The sequence below is a fragment of the Comamonas sp. UBA7528 genome (genome assembly GCF_002479375.1).
GTDB lineage: Bacteria > Pseudomonadota > Gammaproteobacteria > Burkholderiales > Burkholderiaceae_C > Comamonas.
Window position 1 is genome coordinate 291,303 of record NZ_DLMU01000014.1, and the last position, 24,914, is coordinate 316,216.

The window sequence follows — 24,914 nt, forward strand, 5'->3', positions numbered from 1 at the left end:
GGTTGGCGCCCAATGTATCCAAGTTGCTATTTATTGCGGAGCGCCTGATGCAGGCAAGGCATACGGCCATGGCACCACGGCTATTTGCTGCATGGCAGCATGCGACGCGCCTACACTGGCGCCTTTCGCATGCGGGCCGGGCTTTTGCGCGGTGCGCCGTGGCAGGCCGTGGGGCCTGGAATTTTGTACCGTCAGACCGTTTTCATGCAGCAGCAAGCAACAGGGTACGCATGGCAGTTCTTCCGCGCAGGCGGGGTAGAGCAGGTGGCCATCCGTACCGGCCAAGATATCGCGAACATCGCTTCGCTGGACCAGAAACTGTGGGTGGCCCTGGCCTGCCCTACCCGGGGGATCGAGTTCGACCCCGCCACCCTGGACTTGATCGACAAGGACCACGATGGCCGCATCCGCGCGCCCGAACTGATCGAAGCCTGCCAGTGGGCCGTGGCCCAGGTGCGCCACCCCGATGTATTGACCAGCGGCAGCGACGTGCTGCAGCTGAGCAACCTGGACACCGACAGCGCATCCGGCGCAGCCCTGCACGCCGAGGCCCTGCGCATCCTGCGCCTGCTGGGACGCGAAGGCGCCTCCACCGTGACCCTGGCCGACGTGCGGGAACGCCTGACCATGCTCAACGCGCTGGCCTTCAATGGCGACGGGCTGCTGAATCCGGTCAAGCTGCCCGAGAACGATGCCCGCAAGGCCCTGGTGCAGCGCATCATGGACCTGTATGGCAGCGCCATGGGGGTGGACGGCGAACCCGGCATGGGCCGGGCCCAGCTGGATGCCTTCTTTGCCGATGTGCGTGCCATCCACGCCTGGCACGCCCAGGCCGGGCAGCACCACTGCGTGCTGGCGTCGCAGGCGCAGGCGGTGGCTGCCGCACAGGCACTGACGGCCATCCAGGCCAAGGTGGAAGACTTCTTCGCTCGCAGCCAGCTGGCCGCCTTCGATGCCCGGGCCCTGGCACCGCTCAGCCCCAGCGTGGAAGGCTATGCCCTGCTGGGGGCGCAGCAGCTGTCACTGGCGTCCCAGGCCATTGCCGATCTGCCGCTGGCCCCCATCAGCGCCGACTGTGTGCTGCCGCTGGCCGAGGGCGTGAACCCCGCCTGGGCCGACGCGCTGCACGCGCTGCGCACCCATGCGGTGGTGCCGGTGCTGGGCGGCGATGTGCAGGCGCTGACGGCAGCCCAGTGGACTGCGCTGAAGACCCAGCTGGCGCCGTGCCAGGCCTGGCTGGCAGCGTTTCCGGCCTCCCCGCTGGGCGCCATGGACGCAGCAGAGGCTCAGGCCTTGCTGGACAGCGGCGAGGAAGCCGCGCTGCAGGCCCTGATTGCTCACGATACCGAAGAAAAAAGCCATGGCGAACAGGCCACGGCACTGGAAAAGCTGATCCGCCTGCAGCGCGACCTGCTGCGCCTGCTGAACAACTTTGTCTCGTTCGCCGACTTCTACAACCGGGGAGAAGCGGCCGCTTTCCAGGCCGGCACGCTGTTCCTGGATGGCCGCAGCTGCGACCTGACGGTGGATGTGGCCGATCCGGGCGCCCATGCCACGCTGGCCGGGCTGGCCAAAGTCTATCTGGCCTACTGCGAATGCCGCCGGGGCACGGAAAAACGCCACATCGTGGCCGCGTTCACGGCCGGGGACGTGGACTATCTGATGGTGGGCCGCAACGGCGTGTTCTATGACCGCACCGGCCAGGACTGGGATGCCACCATCACCAAGATCATCGAGAACCCCACCAGCATCGGCCAGGCTTTCTTCTCGCCGTACAAGAAGTTTCTGCGCATGGTCGAAGAACAGGTCGCCAAGCGCGCTGCCGCCAAGCAGGAGACCGTGACCTCGGGGATGGACAGCACGGCGGGCAAGCTGGTCGACATGGCCAAGCCGCCAGCGGCAGCCGCCGTGCCAGCGGCCACCGCGCGCAAGACCGATGTCGGCACCGTGGCGGCCATCGGCGTGGCGCTGGGCTCCATCAGCGCTGTCATGGTGGGCATCTTCGGCAAATTCATCGAACTGGGCCCGTGGATTCCCGTGGCACTGCTGGGTATCATCCTGGCGATTTCCGGCCCCAGCATGCTGATTGCCTGGCTCAAGCTGCGCCAGCGCAGCCTGGGACCGATCCTGGACGCCAGCGGCTGGGCCATCAATGGCCGCATGAACATCAACCTGCGCCTGGGAGGCATGCTGTCGCAGACCGCCAAGCGCCCGGCTTCCGCCACGCTGCGCGTGGGCGACCCCTATGCCGACGGCCACAGGGGGCGTTGGGCCGCTGGTGGTGCGCTGGTGGTGGTACTGGTGCTGGCGCTGTGCTGGCGTATGCAGTGGCTGGATGCGGTGCTGCCGGCCGACTGGCAGCACGGCGCTCCGGCCGCGATCGCCCAGGGGTCTGTGGCGAATGCAGCGGATGCGACGAACGCGGGGGATACGGTCCGCGACCAGTGACCACGTCCCCGGGCCCCCGCAACGTGACCCAGCCCCTTCGTGCGCAGCGAAGGGGCTTTTTTGTGGCCGCATGGGCCGGGGGAGTGCTGCGCCAGACCACGGCTGGGTGATCCGGCAGCGTGGGGTGCCCAGGACGCGATCTTCAGCGGGGAAAAGAGGGGTTAGCGGTGCGCAACTGCCTGGGCGTAGAGGTGCAAAAAGGCCTCCACCCCCCGGTCGGCACAGGCATCCAGCTCGGCGGTGGCGGGCAGCGGCAGGTGCTGGAACAGGAAGCGCTCCAGCAGCTCGGCCTCCAGCAAGGCCAGCAGATGGCGCGTGGCCAGCTCGGCCGGGGCGCTGCGCAATGCGCCGCGGTCCATGGCCTGCTGCAGAAAGCCGCTGATCAGGGCATGGCCCCGGCGCGGGCCCTGGTCGTAGCAGCGGGCCCCCACCTGGGAGCGCTCGCCCTCGGCCACCAGCAGGCGGCGCACGGCCGTGACCTCGGGGGCATAGAGCAGTGCCAGAAAGCGCCGGCCAAAGGTGCGAAAGGCGGCCGGCAGGTCCTGGCTGTCGGCCTGCAGGGCCAGCATGGTGTTCTGAAAGTCGGCCTCCGAGGCCTGGAACATCACTTCCACAAACAGCGCTTCCTTGGACGGGAAGTAGTTGTAGATGGTGGCTTTGGAGCCACCCAGCCGGGCGCAGATCTCGGACATGGAGGTGCGCTCGAAGCCCAGTTCGCCAAAGGTGGCAGCAGCCACATCCAGGATGGCTTGCCGCTTTTCTTCCGTTTTCGTCCGCATGTGCGCGCAATGTCCTTGGGTTGGTGTGTTGTCTTTCAGTGTAGCGCTTGGATGGGAGGTGGTTCAGAATCTATACTGTACCGTACAGTTCATTAATAAAGTATTCCATGAGAACATGCAAAGCTTGTGTGCCCGGGGCAGCCCGTCCCGTGCGCACCGCCTGGCTGGCACTGGGCCTGCCGGTGCTGCTGACCGCCTGCGCCCAGCTGCCGGACTGGCAGGGCAAGGCGGTGCTGCAACAGCCCGTCCCGCAGACGCTGCAGGCGGCGGCCGGTGCCCCGCAGGTGGCCTGGCCCCAAGACCAGTGGTGGCTGCGTTACGGCGACAGCCAGCTGAGCAGCCTGATCGCCGAAGCACTGGAGCACGCGCCGGACATGGCCGCCGCTGCCGCCCGCGTGCGCCAGGCCCAGGCCCTGCTGGGCGTGAGCGAAGCGGCCACGGCACCACAGCTGTCGGCCAACGCCAGTGCCAGCGGTGACAAGTTCAGCTACCACTACCTGACCCCTTCTTCCATGGTGCCGCGCGGTCTGAACGATGTCGGTCGCGCCACGCTGGACCTGGGCTGGTCGCTGGACCTGTGGGGTCGACACCGTGCCGCCATGGCCGCCGCCTTGGGTGAGCTGCAGGCGCGCCAGGCCGATGCCGCCCAGGCCCGTCTGGTGCTGGCCAGCAGCGTGGCGGCGGCCTACGCCGATCTGGTGCGCGTGACCGTGACCGAGCAGACGCTGGCGCAATCGCTGCAGGTGCGTACCACCACGGCCCGGCTGTTTGCCGAGCGTTTTGCCCATGGTCTGGAAAACCAGGGCGGTGTGCACAGTGCCAACGCAAGGCAGGCGGCGGCACGTGCCGAGTGGCTGCAGGCCCAGGAGCAAGTGGCCCTGCAGCGCCACCGCATTGCCGCCCTGATGGGGGCCGCACCCGACCGGGGTGCCGCCATCACCATTCCCGCGGCCACCTTGCAGCAGCCCTGGCAGCAGCAGTGGGCGCTGCCGGACCAACTGCCGGCCAGCCTGCTGGGCCGCCGCCCCGATGTGGTGGCGGCGCGCCTGCAAGCCCAGGCTCTGGAAGCGCGCGTGGCATCCAAGCAGGCCGAGTTCTATCCGGACGTGAACCTGAGTGCCTTCATCGGGGTGCAGTCCCTGGGCCTGGACATGCTGGCCAAGGGCGGCTCCAGCGTGGCCAGCGTGGGCCCGGCCATCAGCCTGCCCATCTTCAACGGCGGGCGTCTGCGGTCCGAGCTGGGCGCCGCGCGTGCCCAGTACGACGAGGCGGTGGCCCTGTACCAGAACACGCTCACCCACGCGCTGCAGGAAGTGGCGGACAACGCCGTGAGCCAGCGGGCGCTGCAGCAACAGCTGCAGGCCATGGAGCAGGCCGTGCACGCCGCCACCGAAGCCCACCGCGTGGCGCGAAACCGCTACGAAGGAGGGTTGGCCACGCACCTGGATGTGCTGTCGGCCGAAGACCAGTTGCTGACCAGCGTGCGCCAGCTGGTGGATGTGCAGGCCCGTGCGCTGTCGCTGGACATTGCACTGCACCGCGCGCTGGGGGGCGGCTGGCAGGAAGCCCCGTCGCCAGGGACTGCACAGTCCTCTGCAGCCCCGGTCACCCCCCGCATTCCCCGGGCGTGATGTGCGCCTGCGGCACCCGAATTTCCTGAATTTCCTGAATTGATTCTGCGAGAGCTTTTATGACTGACAACGCTTCTTCCGTGAGCGCGAATCCCGTGGTGCGCGAGCAGCGCCGCAACAAACTGCTGGCCGGTCTGGCCGGTGCGGTCGTGGTCGCCAGCGTGGCGGGCGGTGGCTACTGGTGGCTGCATGCGTCCCACTTCGTCTCCACCGACAATGCCTATGCGGCGGTGGAGGTGGCCCAGGTCACTCCGTCCGTGGGTGGCACCGTGCTGGAGGTGCTGGTGAAGGACACCCAGGCCGTGCAGCAGGGAGAGGTGCTGGTGCGCATCGACCCGACGGATGCCCGCCTGGCGCTGGCCCAGGCCGAAGCCGAACTGGCGCGCGCCGTGCGCCGCGTCAAAGGCTATGTGGCCAATGACGGCGGCCTGAAGGCCCAGGTGGCCGCCCGCGAGGCGGACCAGAAGAGCGCCGCCGCCCAGCTGACGGCGGCCCAGGCCGATATGGCCCGCGCCACCATCGATCTGCAGCGCCGTGAAGCCCTGGCCCACAGCGGCTCGGTCTCGGGCGACGAGCTGACCAATGCCCAGAACGCCTTTGCCGCTGCCAAGGCCCGCCTGGCATCGGCAAAGGCGGCGCAAGCCCAGGCCGAAGCCAACCGCGAAGCTGCCGTCGGCGCCAAGCAGGTGAATGCCACGCTGATCGAAGGCACGACCGCCGAGACCAACCCCGAGGTGTTGCTGGCGCTGGCCCGCCGCGACCAGGCCCAGGTGGACCTGGACCGTACCACGGTGCGGGCGCCGGTGACCGGTGTGGTCGCCAAGCGCAGCGTGCAACTGGGCCAGCGCGTGGCCGCGGGCGCGCCGCTGATGTCGGTGGTGCCGGTGCAGCAGATGTATGTGGATGCCAACTTCAAGGAAGGCCAGCTGGGCAAGGTGCGCGTGGGCCAGAGCGTGGCGCTGCAGGCCGACCTGTACGGCAGCCAGGTGGTTTATCACGGCACCGTGGCCGGCTTGAGCGGCGGATCGGGGGCGGCGTTTGCCGCCATTCCGGCCCAGAACGCCACCGGCAACTGGATCAAGGTGGTGCAGCGCCTGCCTGTGCGCGTACAGCTGGATCCGGCCGAGCTGGCCGCCCACCCGCTGCGTGTGGGCCTGTCCATGAACGTGACGGTGGACACCCGCAGTGGCGGTGACCCGGCAGCCCGCGTGGCGTCCACCACGGCCGCGCAGTGAGCTGCCGATGGCTGAAGCAAACTCTGCGCCGCTGACCATCGGCGGCAAGCCGCTCACCGGCGGCATGCTGTGGCTGGCGGCCCTGGTGCTGGCTGCCGCCAACTTTGTGGCTGTGCTGGACATGACGATCGCCAACGTCTCGGTGCCCAGCATTGCCGGCAACCTGGGCGCCACCACCAGCCAGGGGACCTGGGTGATCACCAGCTACGCCGTGGCCGAGGCTATCAGCGTGCCCCTGACCGGCTGGCTGGCAGCGCGCTTTGGCGCGGTGCGCGTGTTCTCCGTGGCCATGGGCCTGTTCGGCCTGGCTTCGCTGCTGTGTGGCCTGGCCAATTCGCTGGGCTTTCTGGTGTTCGCGCGCATCCTGCAAGGCTTTGCCGGCGGCCCGCTGATGCCGCTGTCGCAGACGCTGCTGCTGCGCATCTTTCCGCCGCGCATGGCGCCGGCCGCCATCGGCCTGTGGTCCATGACCACCTTGATTGCACCGGTGCTGGGACCGATTGTGGGCGGCTGGATCTGCGACAACTACAGCTGGCACTGGATCTTTCTGATCAACATCCCCGTGGCCATTGGCTGTGCGTTTGCGGCCTGGAACCTGCTGCGGCGCTACGAGCTGGCGCTGCGCCGCAACCCGATCGACACCGTGGGCCTGGGCCTGCTGATCGTCTGGGTGGGCGCATTGCAGCTGATGCTGGACGAAGGCAAGAACCTGGACTGGTTTGCCTCGCCCACCATCGTGGTGCTGGCCGTGGTGGCGGCGGTGGGCTTTGCGGCCTTTCTGATCTGGGAGCTGCATGAAGAGCATCCCATCGTGGACCTGCGCGTGTTCCGCCACCGGGGCTTCACCATGAGTGTGCTGACCATCAGCCTGACGTTTGCGGCCTTTTTTGCCGCGAATGTGTTGACCCCGCTGTGGCTGCAGAGCTTCATGGGCTACACGGCGACGGATTCAGGCATGGTCACGGCGTGGACCGGTCTGTTTGCGCTGTGTGTGGCGCCCATGGCGGCCGGCCTCTCGGCCAAGGTGGACCCGCGCCGGCTGATCTTTGCCGGCGTGCTGTGGCTGGGCCTGATGACCTTCTGGCGCACGGTGGCCACCACCGACATGGGCTACTGGGACATTGCGCTGCCCCTGATGTTCATGGGCTTTGGTCTGCCGTTCTTCTTCATCCCCACCACCGGACTGGCGCTGGCCAGCGTGGAGGCTCAGGAGATGGACAACGCCGCCGGGCTGATGAACTTTCTGCGCACGCTCTCGGGCGCCGCTGCCGTGTCGCTGGTGAACACCGCCTGGGAAGATGGCACGACGCGCCAGCACGCCGAGCTGGTCGGGCTGACCGACCGCAGCGGCGAGGTGCTGCAGGGGCTCAAGGCTTCGGGCATGTCGCCCGATGCGGCCCTGGCAGCGCTGGACCAGCTGCTGACCAGCCAGAGCGTGATGCTGGCCACCAACCAGATCATGTTCACCATCGCCATCTGCTTTGTGGTGGGCGCCTGTGTGATCTGGCTGGCCCCCAAGCCCACACGGGTGGTGGAGCCGGGGGCCGGCGGGCATTGAGCCGCGTGTCCCGGCCCGTGTCCCCCTGCACGCCGCAACGGGCCAGGGGGCACGGGTGTCGAATGCGGAGGCAAGGAAAGCGCCCGGCGTGGCCGCAGGCTGGCGGCAACCGCCGGGGCGTGCCAACGATCGGGGGCTGCCTTGGTCGGCGCCTAGCCGCGCGTGCGCAAGGCCTTCTCGATCTTGTTGCGCGGCACGGTGGGCTTGGGCACCTTGAACGGGAACCAGCTGCGCACATCCTCTTCCACGCCAATACCGTGCATGAAGTTGTAGATGGCTTTCTTCAGTACCGCGCCCAGGGCATCGTGGTCCACGCCGGTGGGGTCGATGAAGGCGATGTCGTTCTTGGCAAACGTCACCTCGGGCAGCGGCACCAGCTGTACGCCATATTCCGCCGGATTCAGGCCCACGGGCGAGTGCACCGTGCAGGCAAAGCGGTGGAAGAAACCACTCTGGATGCAGCCGTTCTCGAACAGCTGGCGCACATATTCCAGCGCATCCACCGTGTCCTGGACGGTCTGCATGGGGAAGCCGTACATCAGGTAGGCGTGCACCAGAATCCCGGCCTCGCTGAAAGCCTTGGTCACGCGCGCCACCTGCTCCACGGAGACGCCTTTTTTCATCAGGTCCAGCAGCCGGTCGGACGCTACTTCCAGACCGCCCGAGACCGCAATGCAGCCGCTGTCGGCCAGCAATTGCGTCAGCTCGGGGCTGAAGGTTTTCTCGAAGCGGATATTGCCCCACCAACTGATGTCGCTGCCGCGCTCGATCAGCTCGGTGGCCAGGGCCTTGAGCGCCTTGGGCGGCGCCGCTTCGTCCACAAAGTGAAAGCCGGTCTGCCCGGTCTCGGCCACGATGGCCTCGATGCGGTTCGCCAGCTCCACGGCACTGGCGCCTTCGTAGCGGCCGATGTAGTCCAGGCTCACATCGCAGAAGCTGCACTTCTTCCAGTAGCAGCCATGGGCAATGGTCAGCTTGTTCCAGCGCCCGTCGCTCCACAGCCGGTGCATGGGGTTGAGCATGTCCAGCAGCGACAGGTAGTCGTGGATGGGCAGGCCGTCCCAGGTGGGCGTACCCACTTCGGCGAAAGCGATGTCGGCTTCCATCATGTTGATGTACTGCACGGCCCCGGCATCGTTGCGCACATAGGTGCGCACCAGGCGCGAGCGGCCGCGCTCGCCGCGCAGGTGTTCCAGCAGGGCCAGCAGCGGGCGCTCGCCCGCATCCAGCGTGACAAAGTCGAAGTGGTCGAACACACGCGGCTCGGTCAGTTCGCGCAGCTCTGTGTTCACAAAACCGCCGCCCAGCACCGTGGTGATGTGGGGGAACTCGGCCTTGATGGTCTGGGCAATGCGAAACGCCGCGTACACCGAGCCGGGAAAGGGCACGGACAGCAGCACCACCGTGGGCCGCTGGCGCCAGATGGCCTTGCGCGTCAGCTCGGCCAGGGTCTCGTCCACCAGCGTCAGCGGTGCGGCCAGCGCTTCGGCCAGCGGCTCGAAGGTGGGCTGGCTGCCGGCCAGCGATTCGGCATAGCGCACGAATTCGAACCGCTCGTCGGCCGCGTCGCGCAGCACATCGGCCAGGTCGTTCAGGTACAGCGTGGCCAGGTGCTTGGCGCGGTCGGCCTGGCCCAGGGCGCCAAAGGCCCAGCCCAGCGGGTCGCCGCTGCCGTCATCGAGGTAATGCTCCAGCGCCGCAAAGCGCGGCCCTTCGGGCAGCCAGCCGCGGCCGACGATGCGGTGGCTGAGCGTGCTGTCCTTGCCCTGCAGATAGGCAATCACCTTGTTGATGGTGGCCAGGTACTGGTCGCGCTGGCCCATGAAGCTTTGCACGGCGGGGCTGAAGGCGCGGTCGGGGTCGGCGTCGTACCGGGCCTGTACCAGATCGATCACCTGCTGCAGCCCCTCCCTGGACAGCAGCTGCAGCACCAGGGCCAGTGCCAGGTCTTCCTGCACCGCATCCACGCCGCGCGAACGCAGAAAGCCCGTCAGGTAGGCGGTGGACGGGTAGGGCGTGTTGAGCTGCGTCATCGGCGGGATGAGCGACAGCACACGGACAGGAACGGGCGTGGTCATGGGGCAGAAACGGGCAAGAAAGAGGGCTGGGCAGTGCCCGGGCCAAGCTTGCATTGTCCCAGCATGGGGCCGGGGCTGCAGGGGCGGGGGCTTGGCGCCGTGGCCGGCGGCGACGGTTGCCATCGCCACACGCGGGATCAGCGAGGTGGATGGGGCACACCACGCGGCGGCATGCTGCTCCTAAAATGCAAGTTGCCTGTGCGCATGGTGCGCCGGCCTGACCTGCCTGTGCAGCACTGCCCGGCCGGAGCCCCTGGCCTCCGACCCGCGCGCGACAGGGCTGCACACCGCCGGTGGGGCGGCTTTTATTTGTGAAAGAGGGTGGACGCCGATGTCCTCCTTGCCCGGGGGCGCGGCCCCCGTTTCGGCCGGTACTGCCGGTATGGCTTCGCGTTCGGCCTTGCTGGGCATTGCCCTCACGCTGTCGGCCTGTGCGCTGTTCGCTCTGCTGGACAGTGCCACCAAATATGCGGGCCTGCTGTTGCCCATGCTGCTGGTGCTGTGGCTGCGCTTTCTGGCCCAGGCGCTGGTGACCACGGCCCTGGTGCTGCCCCGGCACGGTCTGGCGGCGCTGCGCACGGCACACCCCAGGTTTCAGGCCAGTCGTGCGCTGTTTGGCATTTCCACGTCGATCTGTGCCTTCTTCTGCATCCAGAGCATGCCGCTGGGCAACTTCACGGCCATCTGGTCGGCCTGCCCCTTGCTGGTGGTGGTGGCCTCGGCCTGGCTGTACCAGGAGAAGGTCAGTCCCGTGCGCTGGCTGCTGCTGGCAGCGGGCCTGGCCTGCGTGATCGTCATCGTGCGGCCGGAACGCAGCGACCAGGCCCTGGGCTGGCAGGCATTGCTGCCGGTGGGCTTGCTGGTCAGCGGCTCCGGCTACCTGCTGCTGGGCAGCCGTCTGGCGCGCCTGGATGCACCGCACACCACGCAGCTGTATTCCACCTGGCTGCCCATGCTGCTGACCACTCCGTTTCTGCCCTGGTTCTGGCAGGCGGTGGAAGGCTGGCAGCTGTGGCTGGCGGTGGCGGCCATGGGGCTGTGCAGCGGCGTGGGGCACTTGATGCTGCTGCAGGCCTATACGCATGCCACGCCGTCGGTGATCTCGCCCTTTCTGTACAGCCAGATCGGTTTTGCCATGGGCGTGGGCTGGTTGCTGTTTGGCCAGGTGCCCGATGCGCAGTCGCTGCTGGGCATGGCCGGCGTGGTGCTGTGCGGCATCTGCAGCATGTGGTTGAGTGTGCGCGGGCGGGCGTGAGTCGCCCGTCTGCGCATGTGGCTGTCCTGTGGGCAGCTGCACAGGAACAGCGGGCGCAGTAAGGTGCGCCCTGTAAGGAATGAGAGAGCAGCGAGTGCGTCAAGACGATTTTTCCCCTTCCCATCCTCCCCGCAGCACAGCGGCCCCCGTGGTGGCCGATGGCCTGCCGTTGCCGCAGCGGCACATCGCCATGGCCGTGATCCTGCTGGGCCTGGTGCTGTGCGTGATGGACAGCACGATGATGAACATGGCCTTGCCCCAGGTGGCGCGCCAGTGGCAGGTGGATCCGGCGCAGACGCTGTGGGTGGTGAATGCCAACCAGATCGCTTCCCTGGTGCTGCTGTTGCCGCTGGCCGCGCTGGGCGACCGCATGGGCTATCGCCGCGTCTACCTGTGGGGCATGGTGATCTTTGGCCTGGCCAGCGTGGGCGCGCTGCTGGCGCCTTCGCTGCCCTGGCTGATCGTGGCGCGTGCGCTGCAGGGCCTGGGAGCGGCCGGGGTGTTGAGTGTCAACGCCTCGCTGGTGCGGCTGATCTACCCGCGCGCCCAGCTGGGCAAGGGCATGGCGCTCAACTCCTTGACGGTGGCCTTGTCGTTTGTGGCCGGGCCGGCCGTGGCGGCGGCGGTGATTTCGCTGGGGGACTGGCGCTGGCTGTTTGCCCTGCACCTGCCGCTGGCCCTGGCCATCAGCTGGCTGGGCACGCGTGCGCTGCCGCAACCGGTGCCGCAGGCCGCCGCGCAACAGCAACCGCTGTCTTGGCTGGACGGCGTGCTGAACATCGTGATGTTTGCCAGCCTGTTCCTGGGCGTGGACCGGCTCAGCCACCTGCAGCCCGGCGGCAGCCTGTGGCCGGCGGCACTGTGGCTGGGACTGGGTGTGGGTGTGGGTGCCTGGTATCTGCGACGCCAGCGCCGCTTGAGTGCGCCGATGTTTCCGCTGGATCTGCTGCGCATTCCGGTGTTTGCGCTGTCCATGTGTGCCTCCATCACGGCGTTCTGCGCCCAGACCATGGCATTTCTGGCCCTGCCGTTCCTGTTGATCGAGGCGCGTGGTCTGCCCACGGGACAGGCCGGGCTGCTGATCAGCGCCTGGCCGCTGGCCCTGGCCATCTCTGCACCGTGGGTGGGGCGGATGATTGGCCGCTGGCCGGCGGGTCGCCTGGGCGCCGTGGGCATGGCGCTGTTTGCCCTGGGACTGTGGGCGCTGGCGCTGCTGCCGCAGGATGCGTCGAACTGGAACGTGGTGTGGCGCATGGCGCTGTGCGGCATGGGCTTTGCCTTTTTCCAGTCGCCGAACAATTTCACCATCGTCACATCGGCGCCCCTGCACCGCAGCGGCGCGGCCAGCGGCATGCTGGGCGCCGCCCGCCATGTAGGCCAGGGCCTGGGCGCGGTGCTGCTGGCGGCGGCTTTCCTGGTGTGGAACCGTGAGCCCGGCCAGGCCGAACAGTACGCGCTGCTGCTGTCCGGTTGCTGTGCCGTGGTGGCCGGCTGCTTCAGTGTGCTGCGCAAGGCACCGACCAAGGCGTGAGCACCCGGAGGGCCGCTGGTGGCCGTGCAAGGTCCGGCAGCATCCGGACCGGGTATTGCAAAGAATTTGTCGTGAATTTTCTGGAGCGTTAAAAAATGCTGCTAGAATTGCAGCTTCTCTAGGGGAGTCGCCAAGCTGGTTAAGGCACCGGATTTTGATTCCGGCATGCGAAGGTTCGAATCCTTCTTCCCCTGCCAAGATCTGCAAACCCCGACTGCTCAAGCGGTCGGGGTTTTGCTTTTTCTGCCTGGCAATCGGTTGCCGTTTCTGCGCGTCCTGTTTGCACCGTCTTGCAGAATCGACGGCACCGACAGCAACGCCCCTGCAGGGCAAGGGCGTTGCTGCGCAGGGATGCCGGTGCGGACGCCGTCAGTGGCCGTGTGCGGCGTTCGGGTCCGAGACGCCGGAGTACACGCCGGGTTCCGCCTGGCCGGTCACTTCCAGGATGCCAACCAGGCCCTTGCCGGTGCGTGACAGCGCATGGTCCACCAGCAGGTAGTTGCCTGGCACCTGCGGGGTCAGCTCCACGATCGCGGCGCCACCCGGAGGAACCACCGTGGTCTGCACGTTGTGCTTGATGGCGGTGAGCGAGGCTTCGTCATACACCTTGTCGAACACTTCTCCGATGACGTGGAAGGACGAGATCTTGTTGGGGCCGCCCACGCCAAAGTAGATGCGCACGTTCTCGCCCACCTTGGCCTTGAGCTTGTGCTCCTTGGTCAGCGCTCCCACAGCGCCGTTGAACACGTAGTACTGCGGCAGTTCGGCGGCCATCTTGTCGAAGTCCACCTCCTGGTGGGTTTTGGACCCGATGGGGCGGGTGGTGTACATCTCACCCTGCATCACATAGAACTCCTTGTCCACCTGGGGCAGTCCGCCTTCGGGCTCCACCAGGATCATGCCGTACATGCCCGCCATGATGTGGTGGGGCACCAGCGGCGTGGCGCAGTGGTACACGTACAGGCCCGGGTTCAGCGCCTTGAAGGTGATGGTCTTTTCCTGGCCGGGCGGCACCTGGGTGTGTTCGCCGCCGCCCAGGCCGCCGTTGACGGCATGCAGGTCGATGGAGTGGATCATCTTGCTGCTCTTGGCGTTGGCCAGCGTCAGCTCCATGGTGTCGCCTTGCTTCATGCGCAGCATGGGGCCGGGCACCTGCTTGTCGAACGTCCAGTAGGTGAAGGTGGTGCCGTCATCCAGCTTGCCCACCAGCTCCACGGTCTCGATGCGTTTCTGGTGCTTCTGCGGGCCTGCGGCCTTGACGGCGGGCGGCACGGCACTGGGGTCAGCGGCAATGCTGATGGCACCGGCCAGGGCCGGCGCCATCGTGGCGGCAGGGGTGTACAGGGCTTCGGGACCGGAGGTGTTCTTCTGCACGGCCTTTTCGGCTTCGACCGTGGTGCCCTTGACCTCCAGCTTGCCTTCCATGCCGATCTGGCGGTGGCCGGGGATGGTGCAGTAGTAGCTGAAGGTGCCGGCCTTCGTCACCTGGAAGCGCAGCGTGGTCGGGCCCGTGTCGGCATTCACCTTCTTGGAAACCACATCCAGGCCTTCGACGGCCAGATCATGCTCGGCACCTTCACCGCTCTTGAGCACGATCTCTACCGTGTCGCCCACTTCGGCCACGATGGTGGGGTTCACCTGGCCCTTGGCATTCACATAGACCATCTTGCCGTCGACGATGTTGGTCGTCAGTGCCACTTTGCGCACCTGGGCGGTGGCGGCTTTCTTGGCGGCTGCGGCGGTGGGTGCCGCCTGTGCACTGCCGAGGCTGGGGGCCAGATTCAGTGCCAAGGCAATGGCGAAAGCAACGGGGGTCAGGCAACGTGTCGAGGTCATACGCTTCTCCTTGTAATCCCGGCAATCGGACTGCGGTGCCCAGAAATTTGGGCGTCGCATCTGCTGCCGTTGAAGGGAATTCTTCGGAGATTCGGAGGGCGTCGATTTGCGTTGGATCAAGCGTCAAATGGCGTGGCGCAGGCCAACCACACAAACCGCGTAGGGCCAATAAAAGGAGTGCAATCAGCCTTTTATGCCCAGACGACGGGCCAGTTTGTGCAGATTGCTGCTATCGATCTGCAAGCTCTTGGCGGCGGCACTCCACACACCCTGGTGCTGTCCCAGCGCCTGTTCGATCGCGCTGCGCTGCACATGGTCCACCTGCTCGCGCAGGGAGCTGAAGGTGCTGGTCACCTGGCCTGCCGCACCGCCCGGCAGGGCAGCACCGGGAGCGAGTGCCGGCGCAGACAATGGCGCGGCCTCCAGGTCCAGCGAGGCCGCATCCAGGCTGACGATCTCGGTGCGGCGAGCCCCGTAGCTGACGGCCTTGAGTGCGGCGCGGCTGATGACATGCTCCAGCTCGCGCACATTCCCTGGCCATACATAGCGGCGCATGGCAAGCTGGGCATCGCTGGTCAGGCGCAGGCTGCGCAGGCCCAGGCGGCTGCGGTTGAGCTCCAGGAAACGTCCGGCCAGCAGCAGCACATCATCGCCACGTTCGCGCAGCGGCGGCACATGCAAGGGATAGACCGACAGGCGATGGAACAGATCGGCGCGAAAGCCGCCGTCGCGCACCTGTTCGTTCAGGGCGCGGTTGGTGGCGGCAATGATGCGCACATCCACCTTGCGCGGCTGGTCGGCACCCAGGCGCTGGATCTCTCCGTTCTGCAAGGCGCGCAGCAGCTTGGCCTGCACCGGCAGCGTGAGTTCGCCCACTTCGTCCAGAAACAAGGTGCCCTGGTCCGCGCTTTCGAACCGTCCGGCTCGGGCGGCCACCGCCCCGGAGAACGCCCCGCGGGCATGGCCGAACAGCTCGCTCTCGGCCAGGGTGTCGGGCAAGGCAGCGCAGTTGACATGCACCATGGGCTGCTGGCGGCGGCGTGACAGCTGGTGCAGCCGGCGTGCAAACAGCTCCTTGCCTACACCGGTTTCACCCAGCAGCAGCACGGGCATATCGGTTTCGGCCACCACGGCCAGCTCCTGTTGCAGTTGCAGGAGGGCAGGGCTTTGGCCCACGATTTCCTGCAGTGCCGCAGGCGTGGCATCGGAGGGCTGGGCGCTGCGCGACAGGCGCAGTGCCCGCACCTCGGACTCCAGATGCGCCATGCGCACCGTGGCTTCGATCAGCGGCACCCGTGCCTGCAGGCGCTCCTGGGCCTGGGCGTCAAACGTGCCGACGTCCAGGGCATCCAGCGTGATCACGCCCCAGTGCCAGCCTTCGATGGAAATGCCCAGCCCCATGCAGTCGTGCACGGGCAGCGCCTGGCCGGCGCGTTCATTGAGCAGACCGTCATAGGGATCGGGCAGGTGGCTGTCGTGGTGAAAGCGTGTGAGTTCGCCACTGCGGGACAGGATGGTGGCCAGGCGCGGGTGCTGGCTCACGGTGAAGCGTCGGCCCAGGGCTTCCTGCACCAGGCCTGCTGCGGCCACCGGGCGCAGGCATTCGCCTTCCAGCCGCAGCAAGGCCACCGCGCCGCAGTGAAATTCGGCTTGCAGGCTTTCGACCAGCCGTTGCAGGCGCACGGCCTGCGGCAATTCGGTGGAAAGATCGGAAAGAACCAGGGAGTCGAGCATGGTGAAAACGACCTGACAGGGTATTTGTGACCGGGTGGGTTGAGGTAAATCCTACCCATGAATCCGCTAACTGATTGATTTTCAAGGAGGTGAAAGCGGGCATGGTTTGCGCTAGCGCAAAGGCATCACCTGTTACCCCAAAGGTTTGCCATGTCTCTCATCGACCAGTCCGTCGGCAGCATTGCCAAAAAAATTCCCGGTGCCACCGCGGTGTTCCACAAATACGACCTGGATTTCTGCTGCGGCGGCAAGCACAGCCTGGCCCAGGCGGCGCAAGCCAAGCAGGTGGATCCTGCTGCCGTCGAAGCCGAGCTGATGCGCTTGCCGGCCGTGGCGGCACAAGCCGATGCGGAATCGGCAGCGGTGGCGGCGTGCGATGCCGGCCACGGCGATGTACTGATCCAGCACATCCTGCAGCGCTACCATGAAGTGCACCGCCAGCAACTGCCGGAGCTGATCCGCCTGGCCCACCGCGTGGAGCAGGTGCACGGGGACCGCGACGATTGCCCGGTCGGCCTGGCAGACCATCTGGAAGCCATGTTCCAGGCGCTGCAAAGCCATATGCTGAAGGAAGAAAGAATCCTGTTCCCGCTGCTGCTCGCCCAGCGCAATGCCCAGGCCCGGATGCCGATCGCGGTGATGCGCCATGAGCACGACCAGCATGGCGGCGAATTGCAGAAACTGCTGGATCTGACCGACAACATCACGCCGCCGCGTGCCGCCTGCACCACCTGGCGTGCGCTGTACGGCGGGCTGCGCGAGTTCAAGGAAGACCTGATGCAGCACATCCACCTGGAAAACAATGTGCTGTTCCTGCACACGGAGCAGGCAGTGGCTGCGGTGTGACCGCCGCTGCCGTCTTGAGACAGCCCCCGAAGTGGGCGTGCTCAGCCCATGAAAAAGCGCCTTGGGGCCGCTTTTTCGTGGATGTGGGGGAGGCCATGTCTGCCAGCCAGGGGACGGGCCACATGCATCAGGCGATGCGGTAGATGGACGAGCCTGGCAGTTGAAGGGGCGTGAACAAGGCGCAGACCTGCGGGTCGTGCCCAGGAATGATGTGGTCCGGGCCGTCCGCCAGTTGCCGGATCAGCGCGTACCCGGCCAGCATGCTGTCCAGGCTGTGGATGGCGGGAAACGGGTTCTGTTTCTCCAGGTTTTCGTAGTAATGCGCGGCGTCGGAGGCCAGAACCACCCAGCCCCTGGCCGTCATCACGCGCACCACCTGCAGGCCGTCGGTGTGACCGCCGACACGGTGAAACTCGATGCCGGGTGCAAACCGGTGCATGCCATCAATCAGGCGGACATCGCCCGCGTACAGGCGCTTGAGCACCACGGAAATATCGTCCAGTGCGAAGAAGTGGTTCTGCTTCGCATCGCACATGCACCTGCCCGTGGCGTAGGCCATCTCGCGCTGCTGCAGCCAGATGCGGGCGTTGCGGAACTGGTTCACATTGCCGGCATGGTCGTAGTGCAAATGGGTGATGGCGACATCGCGGATGTCGTCGGCCGCAATGCCCAGTGCGCCGAGCGCCTGGACCGGCTCCTGCAGGAATGCACGCTGGCGGGCGAGGGCGGAGACCTGGCTGAAGCCGGTGTCGACCAGCAGCAACTGGTCGCCCCCTCGCACCAGCCAGACAAAGAAGTCCAGGGGCATCAAGGCATCCGGGTCACCGTCGACGGGGTGCAGAAAATTGCTCTGCCGCACCCGCGCGACGCTGGCGTACCTGATGGCGAGGACCTCATAACGGGGCAGATCGTCTGGCCGCATCCTGCTTGCCGCTTACTTCTTCACCAGAGGGCATTTGCTCTGGTCCAGGCTTTCGAACGCTTCCTTGCCCGGCACGGTTTCCTGCACGCTGTAGTAGTCCCAGGGCTTCTTGGATTCCGACGGTGTCTTCACCTTCACCAGCAGCATGTCGTGCACCATCTTGCCATCGTCGCGCAGCGTGCCGTTCTTGGCAAAGGCGTCCTGGATGCGCATGCTTTTCATGGCCTTGATGACGTCGGTGACATCGTCGCTTCTGGCCTGCTCGACCGCCTTCAGGTAGGTGCGGACCGCCGAATACTGGCCTGCCTGCAGCGCGGTGGGCATGCGCTTCATCTTCTTCATGAACTTGTCGGCGAACTTGCGCGATTCGTCGTCATAGTCCCAGTAGAAGGATTCGGCAAACATCATATTGCCCGCGTTCTTGAGCCCCAGGCCATGCACGTCCATGATGCTCATCAGCATGGCCACCGTCGCCTGGCCGCCGGTCCCCAGGCCGAATTCACGGCCCTGCTTGATGGCGTTCTGCAGGTCCAGGCCTGCCGTGGCAATGGCCACCGCATTGGCCTTGCTGCCGTTGGCCTTGACGATGTAGGAGGCAAAGTCGTTGCCGGGGAAGGGGTAGCGTGACGAGCCCACGACGCTGCCGCCCGCCGCTTCGATGAACTTCCTGCCATCGTTTTCCAGCGAGTGCCCGAACGCGTAGTCGGCCGTCACGTAGTACCAGGTCTTGAAGCCCTTCTTCACCAGCGATTTGGTGCCCACATTGGCCAAGGCATACGAGTCGTAGACCCAGTGCACATTGTTGGGCGTGCAGTCCTCGTTGCTGATGCGCTGTGCGCCAGCCCCGGTGACGATGGACATGCGCCCCTTTTCCTGGGCGATCTTCATTGCGGCCAGGGCCACGGCGCTGTTGCCCAGTTCGGTCACCGCGTCCACCTTGTCTCGGTCCAGCCATTCACGGGTCTTGGTCGAGGCGATGTCGGCCTTGTTTTGGTGGTCGGCGGTCACGATCTCGATGGGCATGCCCAGCACCTTGCCACCGAATTCCTCGACCGCAATCTCGGTGGCAACGATCGAGCCTTTGCCGACGTTGTCCATGAACGGGCCGTTGATGTCGGTGAGCACGCCGATCTTGACCACACCGTCCGAGATCTTCGCGCCTCCGGCTTGCGCGTAGGCTGCGCCGTTGAGCAGTGCGATGGCGGAAAAAGCGAGGGCCGATGGGGGAATGAACTTCATGGTGTGTCTCCTGCGTGATCTGGCTTGGCGGTGCGGGGCTTCAGGGTTGAATCTGCCGGAGCACCGGCATCAGGTGCGCGATGAAATCGGCGGGGGCCTCGCTCATCGGGAAATGGCCGAGGCCGGGCATGATCGACAGCTGCGCCCCGGCGATGCTCTGGGCAAGGGCCTGGGAGTCATCAGGCGTGCAGGAATAGTCGTACTCGCCTGTCAGCAGATAGAGCGGGCATTGCGCCGTGTCGATGCGGCCCGCCAGCGCGCGTAGATCACCTTCGGCCTTGTAGAAGTGGAGATCGCCCTTGAACACCCCGGGTCCGCTTTGCATGTAGTGCCACAGGGTTTCCCAGCGATCCACCTCCTTGGCGTGCGGGCCGATCAGGCCGGACACAATGCCGGCACAGACTTCGCCGCCGTGCACATCCGGGCGGTGCAGCCATTCCAGGTTGTAGTAGGGCGCGACATGGGCACCCGATTGCAGGCCGATCAGGGCCTTGAACCGCTCCGGATGCTGCAGCGCCAGGTGCAGCACCACACGGCCGCCGATGGAGCACCCCATGGCGACGGGGCGGCGGATGTCCAGCGCATCCATCACGCCGAGGATGGAGTCCACATAGAGCTGTGAGGTGAGCTGGTACTCGTGCAGCTCCCAACCCTCGGGGGGCGAAGACTTGCCGTGGTAGGGCAGATCGAAACAGATCACTTGAAAGCGCTCGGTGATCTCCGGGCAATTCATCAGGCCGCGGTACTGGCGCGAGTCGCTGCCAGCGGTGTGCAGGCACAGCAAGGGTTGGCCCTGGCCCGCCGTTTCCACGTAGATGCGGTTGTCGCGGTCCTGGATGGTGACGTGGACGTAGCCGCCCGAGATGGGTTCCATGTGTTGGCGGTTCATTGCACGACCCCTCCGAGTGACTTGACCACATCCTTGAAGTACAGGAGATTGCTCATGAACGGATGCTGGTCGCCTTCCAGCCGCAGGTGCTTGAACTTGATCATCGCCATCAAATCGTGAAAGCCCGGTGTGGGCGTGCTGGCGAAGTACCTGCGCCAGGCCTGCGCCTCGGCCGCCAGCCGGAACGTCCAGCGGGGCATCACGAACGGGCCGCTCTGGATGCTTTCTATGCGTCCCTCGTGGATGTGGACCAGCCATTCCTTCTCGCCGCTTTGCAGCAGAAACGTCACATGGACGAATCTGCCGCGGTGGACGAGCCAGTCATTCAGGTGAACAGGGGTGGTGCTCATGGTTAGCCTTTCGTGTGGGCAATCACGCGGTACATCACGGGGTAGTAGTGGTCGGCGAAGCCCGCGTCGATGGATTTCTGCAGCTGCTGCGCGGTCAGCGCGGTGATGGCGTTGTCCAGCTGCACGGTGCTGGACAGCTCCAGTGCCAGCTTCAGGTCCTTGAGGGCATAGGCCGTGGAGAACATCTTTTCCGGGAAGACATCCTGGGCCAGGTAGTTGGCCCCGGTGAGCTTGAGGGCAAACGAGGCCGCCGACCCCAGACCCAGCGCATGGGCGAGCAGGTCCTTGTACACGCCCGACTGCTCGGCCATGGCAAAGGCTTGGGCCAGGGTGTGCACGGTGTTGAGCAGCACCATGTTGTTGAGGATCTTCACGACCTGCCCGGCGCCGGTCGGGCCGCAGTGCAGCACGTCGCTGCCCATGCAGTCGAGGTAGGGTTGTATGGCGGCAAACTGCGATTCGCTGGCGCCCACGGTGATCAGCAAGGTGCCGTTGTTGGCGGCTTCGCGACTGCGGGCCACGGGCGCATCCACCAGGTCGATGCCGGCGTTCCCCAGGGTGGTCGCCAGCTGGCGCGTGCGCTCCACATCGCTGGTGCTCATGTCGACAATGGTTTGCAGGGCACGGGCGTTGGCCACCAGCCCGTCCGGGCCGTTGCAGACCGCCTCGACATGCTGGATGGCCGGCAGCGAAAGGAACACGATGCTGGCGGTTTCGGCGATCTGCTGCACGCTGCTGGCAATCACGCCGTCGCCGGCCAGCGCACGCACGTTGTCGGTGTTGAGGTCGGTAGCCAGCACCGTGCAGCCGGACTTCTGCGCCAGATTGCGGCACATGCCCATGCCCATCACGCCCACGCCGATGAAACCGAGGATGGGTTTGCCGCTCATGCCAGACCTCCCTGGCGCACGCACTTGACCTTGAGGAACTCACGCAGCCCCTCGATGCCGCCTTCGGAGCCCAGACCGCTGTCCTTGTAGCCCCCGAACGGGGTCTCGGGCAGCGAGGCCTGCAGTTCGTTGATGCAGACCACGCCGCTTTCGATCTCGTTGGCAAACCGGTGTGCCAGCTGCATATCGTTGGTGAAGGCATAGGCCGCCAGACCAAAAGGCAGGCTGTTGGCCTCGTGCAATGCCTCGTCCGCATCCTGTACGGGAATCAGCAGCGCAACGGGACCGAAGGGTTCGATGCGCGAGACATCGGATTGCTTGTCGCGCACGGCCAGTACCGTGGGCGCGTAGAAGAAGCCCGGCTGGTCCAGGCTCTTGCCGCCGGCCAGCAGCGTGGCCCCCGACTGCACGGCGTTCGCCACCAGCTGGGCAATGGCGCTGCGGCGGCGCTGGTTCTTGAGCGGCCCCATCTGCGCCTTGGCATCAAAGGGATCGAGCACCTGCAGTTTCTGGACATGCTCCACAAACCTGGTACAGAACGCGTCGTAGATGCTGGCGTGGATCAGAAAGCGCGTGGGCGAGGTACAGACCTGGCCCGCATTGCGGTACTTGGTGGCCACCGTGGCGGCCGCCACCTTGTCGATGTCCACATCGCTCCAGACGATCACCGGGGCGTGGCCGCCCAGCTCCAGCGTGGCCTTCTTCATCTGCGCGGCGGCCTTTGCCCCCAGTTGCCTGCCCACTTCGGTGCCGCCGGTGAAGGTGATCATGGCGATGTCGGGGGCGCTGCAGAGCTGGTCCGCAATCTGCGCCGGGTTGCCGAACACCATGTTGACCAGCCCCGCAGGGGTGCCGGCGCGCTGGCAGGCGTGGGCGATCAGCAGCGCCACGCCGGCAGTCTCTTCCGAGGGTTTGATGACGATGGCGCAGCCTGCCGCCAGGGCGGCGCTGATCTTGCGCGACGGTGTGATCGCGGGCGCGTTCCAGCCCGAAAAGCCGCCGACCACCCCCACCGGCTCTAGCTGCGCAATCTGCTGAATGCCGGGGGCGCGCGCGGGAATCACGCGGCCATACAGACGGCGGGCTTCTTCGGCGGCCCACTCGAACATTTCGGCAGCGACATCGACTTCCTTCTGTGCTTCGCTGTAGGGCTTGCCGAGTTCGCTGGTGATCTGTGTGGCGAACCGGTCGCGGTCTGCACGCATCTCCATCGCGATCTTGCGCAGCAGGTCGGAGCGCTGGACTGCGCCGCTTTTCTTCCACACGGCCTGGGCCTTGCGGGCGCTGTCGATGGCGCGCGCCACATCGTCGGACGAGGCCATGGCGTAGCTGCCAATCACTTGGCCGGTCGAGGGCGAAACCACCTCGAAGAGGTTGGTCGACGCGCCTGCGACGAAGCTTCCCTGGATGAACTGTGAATATTGCATGTGTCGGTTCTCGCAGCCCATCAATCGAGCGTGATATGGGATGTCTTGATCACGCCCGCCCAGTGCGCCGATTGCTTCTGGATGAAGTCCTTGAACTGCGCAGGCGTCCCGGTGAGCGGGTACTGGTCCAAGGTCAGCAGCCTGGCCTTGACCTCCGGGCTGGACATGATCTCGTTGACGGCGCTGTTGAGCTTGGTGACGACATCGGCGGGCAGCCCTGCCGGGCCCATCAGGCCGTTCCAGGGTTCTGCGGCGAAGCCGGGCAGCTTGGTCTGACCGATCACCGGCGTGCCCTTGAGGCCTTTTTCCGGCGCCGAACTGGCCGAGGCCAGAATGCGCAGCTTGCCGGCCTGCACCTGCGGAATGGCCACCACGCCGGCCAAGAAGGCCAGGTCCACACGGCCGGCCGCCAGGTCGATCACGGCAGCGGAATCGCCCTTGTAGGGCACGTGCAGCGCATTGATGCCGGTGTCGCTCTTGAACCATTCGCCTGCCAGATGGTTGATGGCGCCGTTGCCGGCCGATGCGTAGGTCAGTTGATTGCCCTTCTGGCGCGCGAAACCGACCAGATCGTCATAGGTCTTGAACTTGGAATCTGGCGGAACCGTCAGGTAGTAGGGGTAGCTGGCCACCAGGCCGATGGGAGTGAAGTCCTTGATGGGGTCGAACTGCACGCCTTTTTGCACGTACGGGATGATGGACAGCGTGCTGCTGCTGCCGATCATCAGCGTGTAGCCGTCGGGGGCCGCCTTCTTCACCTGGTTGGCGGCCACGGCGCCGCTGGCACCTGCCTTGTTGTCGATGATGAAGCTCTGGCCGAACTTCTGCGTGAGCCTTTCGGCCAGGATGCGGGCCACGATGTCGGTGGGCCCGCCCGCAGAGAAGCCGACCGTGATGGTGACCGGCTTTTCCGGGTAGCCCGCCGCCGATGCGAGGGTGGAGAAAGCAAGGCCTGTGGCCGTTGCCGTAGCGAGCACGGTGCGTCGGGTGAAATTCATTTTTTGTCTCCTGAATGCTGTCGTTGTTGTTGTCGCTGCCGTGGTTGCGGTCGGGTCCGTTCAGAGCCGGATCTTCTCCACCCCGTTGACCTCGGCCCAGTAGTCGGTCAGGCAGGAGGTGTCCTGTCCGGCCTTGCCTGCGGCCAGCGCCATGCGGAACACGTTCTTGGCGGTATCGCAGACGGGCAGGGCCACCTGCGTGGAAGCCCCGGCACTGGAGGCGAGCGAGATGTCCTTGTAGCCCAGCGCCAGATCAAAGCCCGGGCTCAGGTCCCCGGCCAGCACCTTCTTGGGCCACTTTTCCTTCAGCTGCCCATTGCTGGCGGTGGTGTTGACCAGTACGTCGAAGGTCTTGGCGGTATCGAGTCCGAGCGACCGGGCCAGCACCAGGGCTTCGGAGTTGATCTGGCAGTAGCACAGAACCATCATGTTGTTGATGATCTTGGTGCGCGTGCCGCTGCCGGCATGGCCGCAGTGGTGGATGGTGGTGCCCATCTGGTAGAGCACCGGCTCCACGGTGGGCAGGTGCTGGGCATCGATGCCCAGCATGAACAGCGACTCGCCGCGGTCGGCATGCATGGCAAGGCGGCCCACGGGGGCGTCACCGAAGGCAAAGCCGGCCTGGGTGAAGGCGTCGTTCAGCAGGTCGACCGTGTCCACATCGATGGTGCTCATGTCGATGTAGATGGCGCCGGGCTGGAGGTTCTGGAGGACGCCGTTCTCGCCCAGCGCCACCTGCTTGACCTGCTTGGGCCCGGGCAGCATGGTGAAGACGATATCCGCGCTGCGGCACAGGCTGGCCACATCGGGGGCCACGACCGCACCTTCCGCCCCCAGTTGTTGCGCAGCGTCGGCGTTGATATCGAACACCGTCACGCGTTGCTGGTGCTTCAGCAGGGAACGGGCGAGCGAGCATCCCATCCGGCCAAGGCCGATGAATCCAATGTCCATTGTTTTTGTCTCCTGGTTGTTTGGTAAAAATTTATCGGTCTGGCGCTGTTAAAAGGAAGAGAAATCATCTTGGTGATATGAGTTTTTGGTATTTCTAGGAAGAGGCTGGTGTCTCCCTGGAAACAGCGTTGAAGGCACCAAGCCGTTGTTCCCTGAAGGGCTGTCCACCGTATGGCATGGCCGCGCCCGCATGCCACCGTCAACACGCTGTGTTCTGGCGCTTGTGCGGGGCGAGAAGTGGTCGGGCGGACATCCCGCTGCTGCCTGGCGCTGTAGGTGTTGGATGTGGGGCAATGCAGGGAGGGGCTCTCGCAGGC

The 24,914-nt window shown here is 65.9% G+C and carries 19 protein-coding genes, 1 tRNA gene and 1 pseudogene; 8 read left to right on the forward strand and 13 right to left on the reverse strand.

What is annotated here, in order from left to right; all coding sequences use genetic code 11:
* Positions 1 to 204 precede the first annotated feature (204 nt).
* A complete protein-coding gene (locus B3349_RS17035) occupies positions 205 to 2,448 on the forward strand; it encodes a hypothetical protein (protein ID WP_291590518.1) in 2,244 nt (747 codons plus the stop codon).
* A 161-nt stretch (positions 2,449 to 2,609) separates the two neighbouring features.
* Here B3349_RS17035 and B3349_RS17040 read toward each other — a convergent pair whose 3' ends face one another.
* Positions 2,610 to 3,227: a TetR/AcrR family transcriptional regulator gene (locus tag B3349_RS17040; RefSeq protein ID WP_291590520.1), complete on the reverse strand. Its 618-nt coding sequence runs from the start codon at positions 3,225 to 3,227 to the stop codon at positions 2,610 to 2,612.
* Positions 3,228 to 3,334: 107 nt separating this feature from the next.
* On the opposite strand from B3349_RS17040, the gene B3349_RS17045 reads away from it, so the two are divergent.
* From B3349_RS17045 to B3349_RS17055, 3 genes are read left to right on the forward strand one after another with little or no spacing between them, the layout of a single operon-like run.
* Entirely contained in the window at positions 3,335 to 4,858 is a 1,524-nt protein-coding gene (locus tag B3349_RS17045) for an efflux transporter outer membrane subunit (protein ID WP_414646928.1), read from the forward strand.
* A 59-nt stretch (positions 4,859 to 4,917) separates the two neighbouring features.
* Complete coding sequence (locus tag B3349_RS17050) at positions 4,918 to 6,093, forward strand: HlyD family secretion protein (RefSeq protein ID WP_291590522.1); 1,176 nt, start codon at positions 4,918 to 4,920, stop codon at positions 6,091 to 6,093.
* Between the two features lie 7 nt (positions 6,094 to 6,100).
* Entirely contained in the window at positions 6,101 to 7,651 is a 1,551-nt protein-coding gene (locus B3349_RS17055) for a DHA2 family efflux MFS transporter permease subunit (RefSeq protein ID WP_291590523.1), read from the forward strand.
* Between the two features lie 152 nt (positions 7,652 to 7,803).
* Here the strand turns inward: B3349_RS17055 and B3349_RS17060 are convergent, their stop codons facing one another.
* Entirely contained in the window at positions 7,804 to 9,684 is a 1,881-nt protein-coding gene (locus B3349_RS17060) for a B12-binding domain-containing radical SAM protein (protein ID WP_414646935.1), read from the reverse strand.
* A gap of 376 nt (positions 9,685 to 10,060) precedes the next feature.
* Between B3349_RS17060 and B3349_RS17065 the strand changes: the two genes are divergently transcribed.
* From B3349_RS17065 to B3349_RS17075, 3 genes are all read left to right on the forward strand, one after another.
* On the forward strand, positions 10,061 to 10,984 hold the full coding sequence (locus B3349_RS17065; protein ID WP_291590527.1) for a DMT family transporter: 924 nt from the start codon (positions 10,061 to 10,063) through the stop codon (positions 10,982 to 10,984).
* 190 nt (positions 10,985 to 11,174) lie between these two features.
* Complete coding sequence (locus tag B3349_RS17070; RefSeq protein ID WP_291590890.1) at positions 11,175 to 12,515, forward strand: MFS transporter; 1,341 nt, start codon at positions 11,175 to 11,177, stop codon at positions 12,513 to 12,515.
* Positions 12,516 to 12,635: 120 nt separating this feature from the next.
* Positions 12,636 to 12,712 (forward strand) — tRNA-Gln (locus tag B3349_RS17075).
* Between the two features lie 172 nt (positions 12,713 to 12,884).
* On the opposite strand, the gene nirK is transcribed toward B3349_RS17075, so the two are convergent.
* On the reverse strand, positions 12,885 to 14,351 hold the full coding sequence (nirK, locus tag B3349_RS17080) for a copper-containing nitrite reductase (protein WP_291590528.1): 1,467 nt from the start codon (positions 14,349 to 14,351) through the stop codon (positions 12,885 to 12,887).
* 183 nt (positions 14,352 to 14,534) lie between these two features.
* The gene (gene norR / locus B3349_RS17085) at positions 14,535 to 16,085 is read right to left on the reverse strand and encodes a nitric oxide reductase transcriptional regulator NorR (RefSeq protein WP_291590529.1); all 1,551 of its coding nucleotides are present in this window, start codon (positions 16,083 to 16,085) and stop codon (positions 14,535 to 14,537) included.
* A gap of 150 nt (positions 16,086 to 16,235) precedes the next feature.
* Between norR and ytfE the strand changes: the two genes are divergently transcribed.
* Complete coding sequence (gene ytfE / locus B3349_RS17090; protein ID WP_291590534.1) at positions 16,236 to 16,931, forward strand: iron-sulfur cluster repair protein YtfE; 696 nt, start codon at positions 16,236 to 16,238, stop codon at positions 16,929 to 16,931.
* A 127-nt stretch (positions 16,932 to 17,058) separates the two neighbouring features.
* Here the strand turns inward: ytfE and B3349_RS17095 are convergent, their stop codons facing one another.
* The 9 genes and pseudogenes from B3349_RS17095 to B3349_RS17135 form a co-directional block, all read right to left on the reverse strand.
* A complete protein-coding gene (locus tag B3349_RS17095) occupies positions 17,059 to 17,853 on the reverse strand; it encodes an N-acyl homoserine lactonase family protein (RefSeq protein WP_291590536.1) in 795 nt (264 codons plus the stop codon).
* Positions 17,854 to 17,865: 12 nt separating this feature from the next.
* On the reverse strand, positions 17,866 to 19,092 hold the full coding sequence (locus tag B3349_RS17100; protein WP_291590539.1) for an ABC transporter substrate-binding protein: 1,227 nt from the start codon (positions 19,090 to 19,092) through the stop codon (positions 17,866 to 17,868).
* 40 nt (positions 19,093 to 19,132) lie between these two features.
* Positions 19,133 to 19,981 carry an alpha/beta fold hydrolase gene (locus B3349_RS17105; RefSeq protein ID WP_291590540.1) on the reverse strand — a complete coding sequence of 283 codons (849 nt, stop codon included), beginning with the start codon at positions 19,979 to 19,981 and terminating at the stop codon, positions 19,133 to 19,135.
* A complete protein-coding gene (locus B3349_RS17110) occupies positions 19,978 to 20,331 on the reverse strand; it encodes a hypothetical protein (protein WP_291590543.1) in 354 nt (117 codons plus the stop codon). The genes B3349_RS17105 and B3349_RS17110 overlap by 4 nt, the downstream gene beginning before the upstream one ends.
* A gap of 2 nt (positions 20,332 to 20,333) precedes the next feature.
* Complete coding sequence (locus tag B3349_RS17115; protein ID WP_291590544.1) at positions 20,334 to 21,221, reverse strand: NAD(P)-dependent oxidoreductase; 888 nt, start codon at positions 21,219 to 21,221, stop codon at positions 20,334 to 20,336.
* A complete protein-coding gene (locus B3349_RS17120) occupies positions 21,218 to 22,648 on the reverse strand; it encodes an NAD-dependent succinate-semialdehyde dehydrogenase (RefSeq protein ID WP_291590545.1) in 1,431 nt (476 codons plus the stop codon). Before B3349_RS17120 ends, B3349_RS17115 begins: the two co-directional genes overlap by 4 nt.
* Before the next feature lie 20 nt (positions 22,649 to 22,668).
* A complete protein-coding gene (locus B3349_RS17125) occupies positions 22,669 to 23,646 on the reverse strand; it encodes a Bug family tripartite tricarboxylate transporter substrate binding protein (RefSeq protein WP_291590547.1) in 978 nt (325 codons plus the stop codon).
* Between the two features lie 60 nt (positions 23,647 to 23,706).
* The gene (locus B3349_RS17130) at positions 23,707 to 24,141 is read right to left on the reverse strand and encodes an NAD(P)-dependent oxidoreductase (RefSeq protein WP_255503385.1); all 435 of its coding nucleotides are present in this window, start codon (positions 24,139 to 24,141) and stop codon (positions 23,707 to 23,709) included.
* A pseudogene (locus tag B3349_RS17135) lies at positions 24,127 to 24,603 on the reverse strand (NAD(P)-dependent oxidoreductase); the annotation flags it as partial. The gene B3349_RS17130 and the pseudogene B3349_RS17135, both read right to left, overlap by 15 nt.
* Between the last annotated feature and the right edge of the window lie 311 nt (positions 24,604 to 24,914).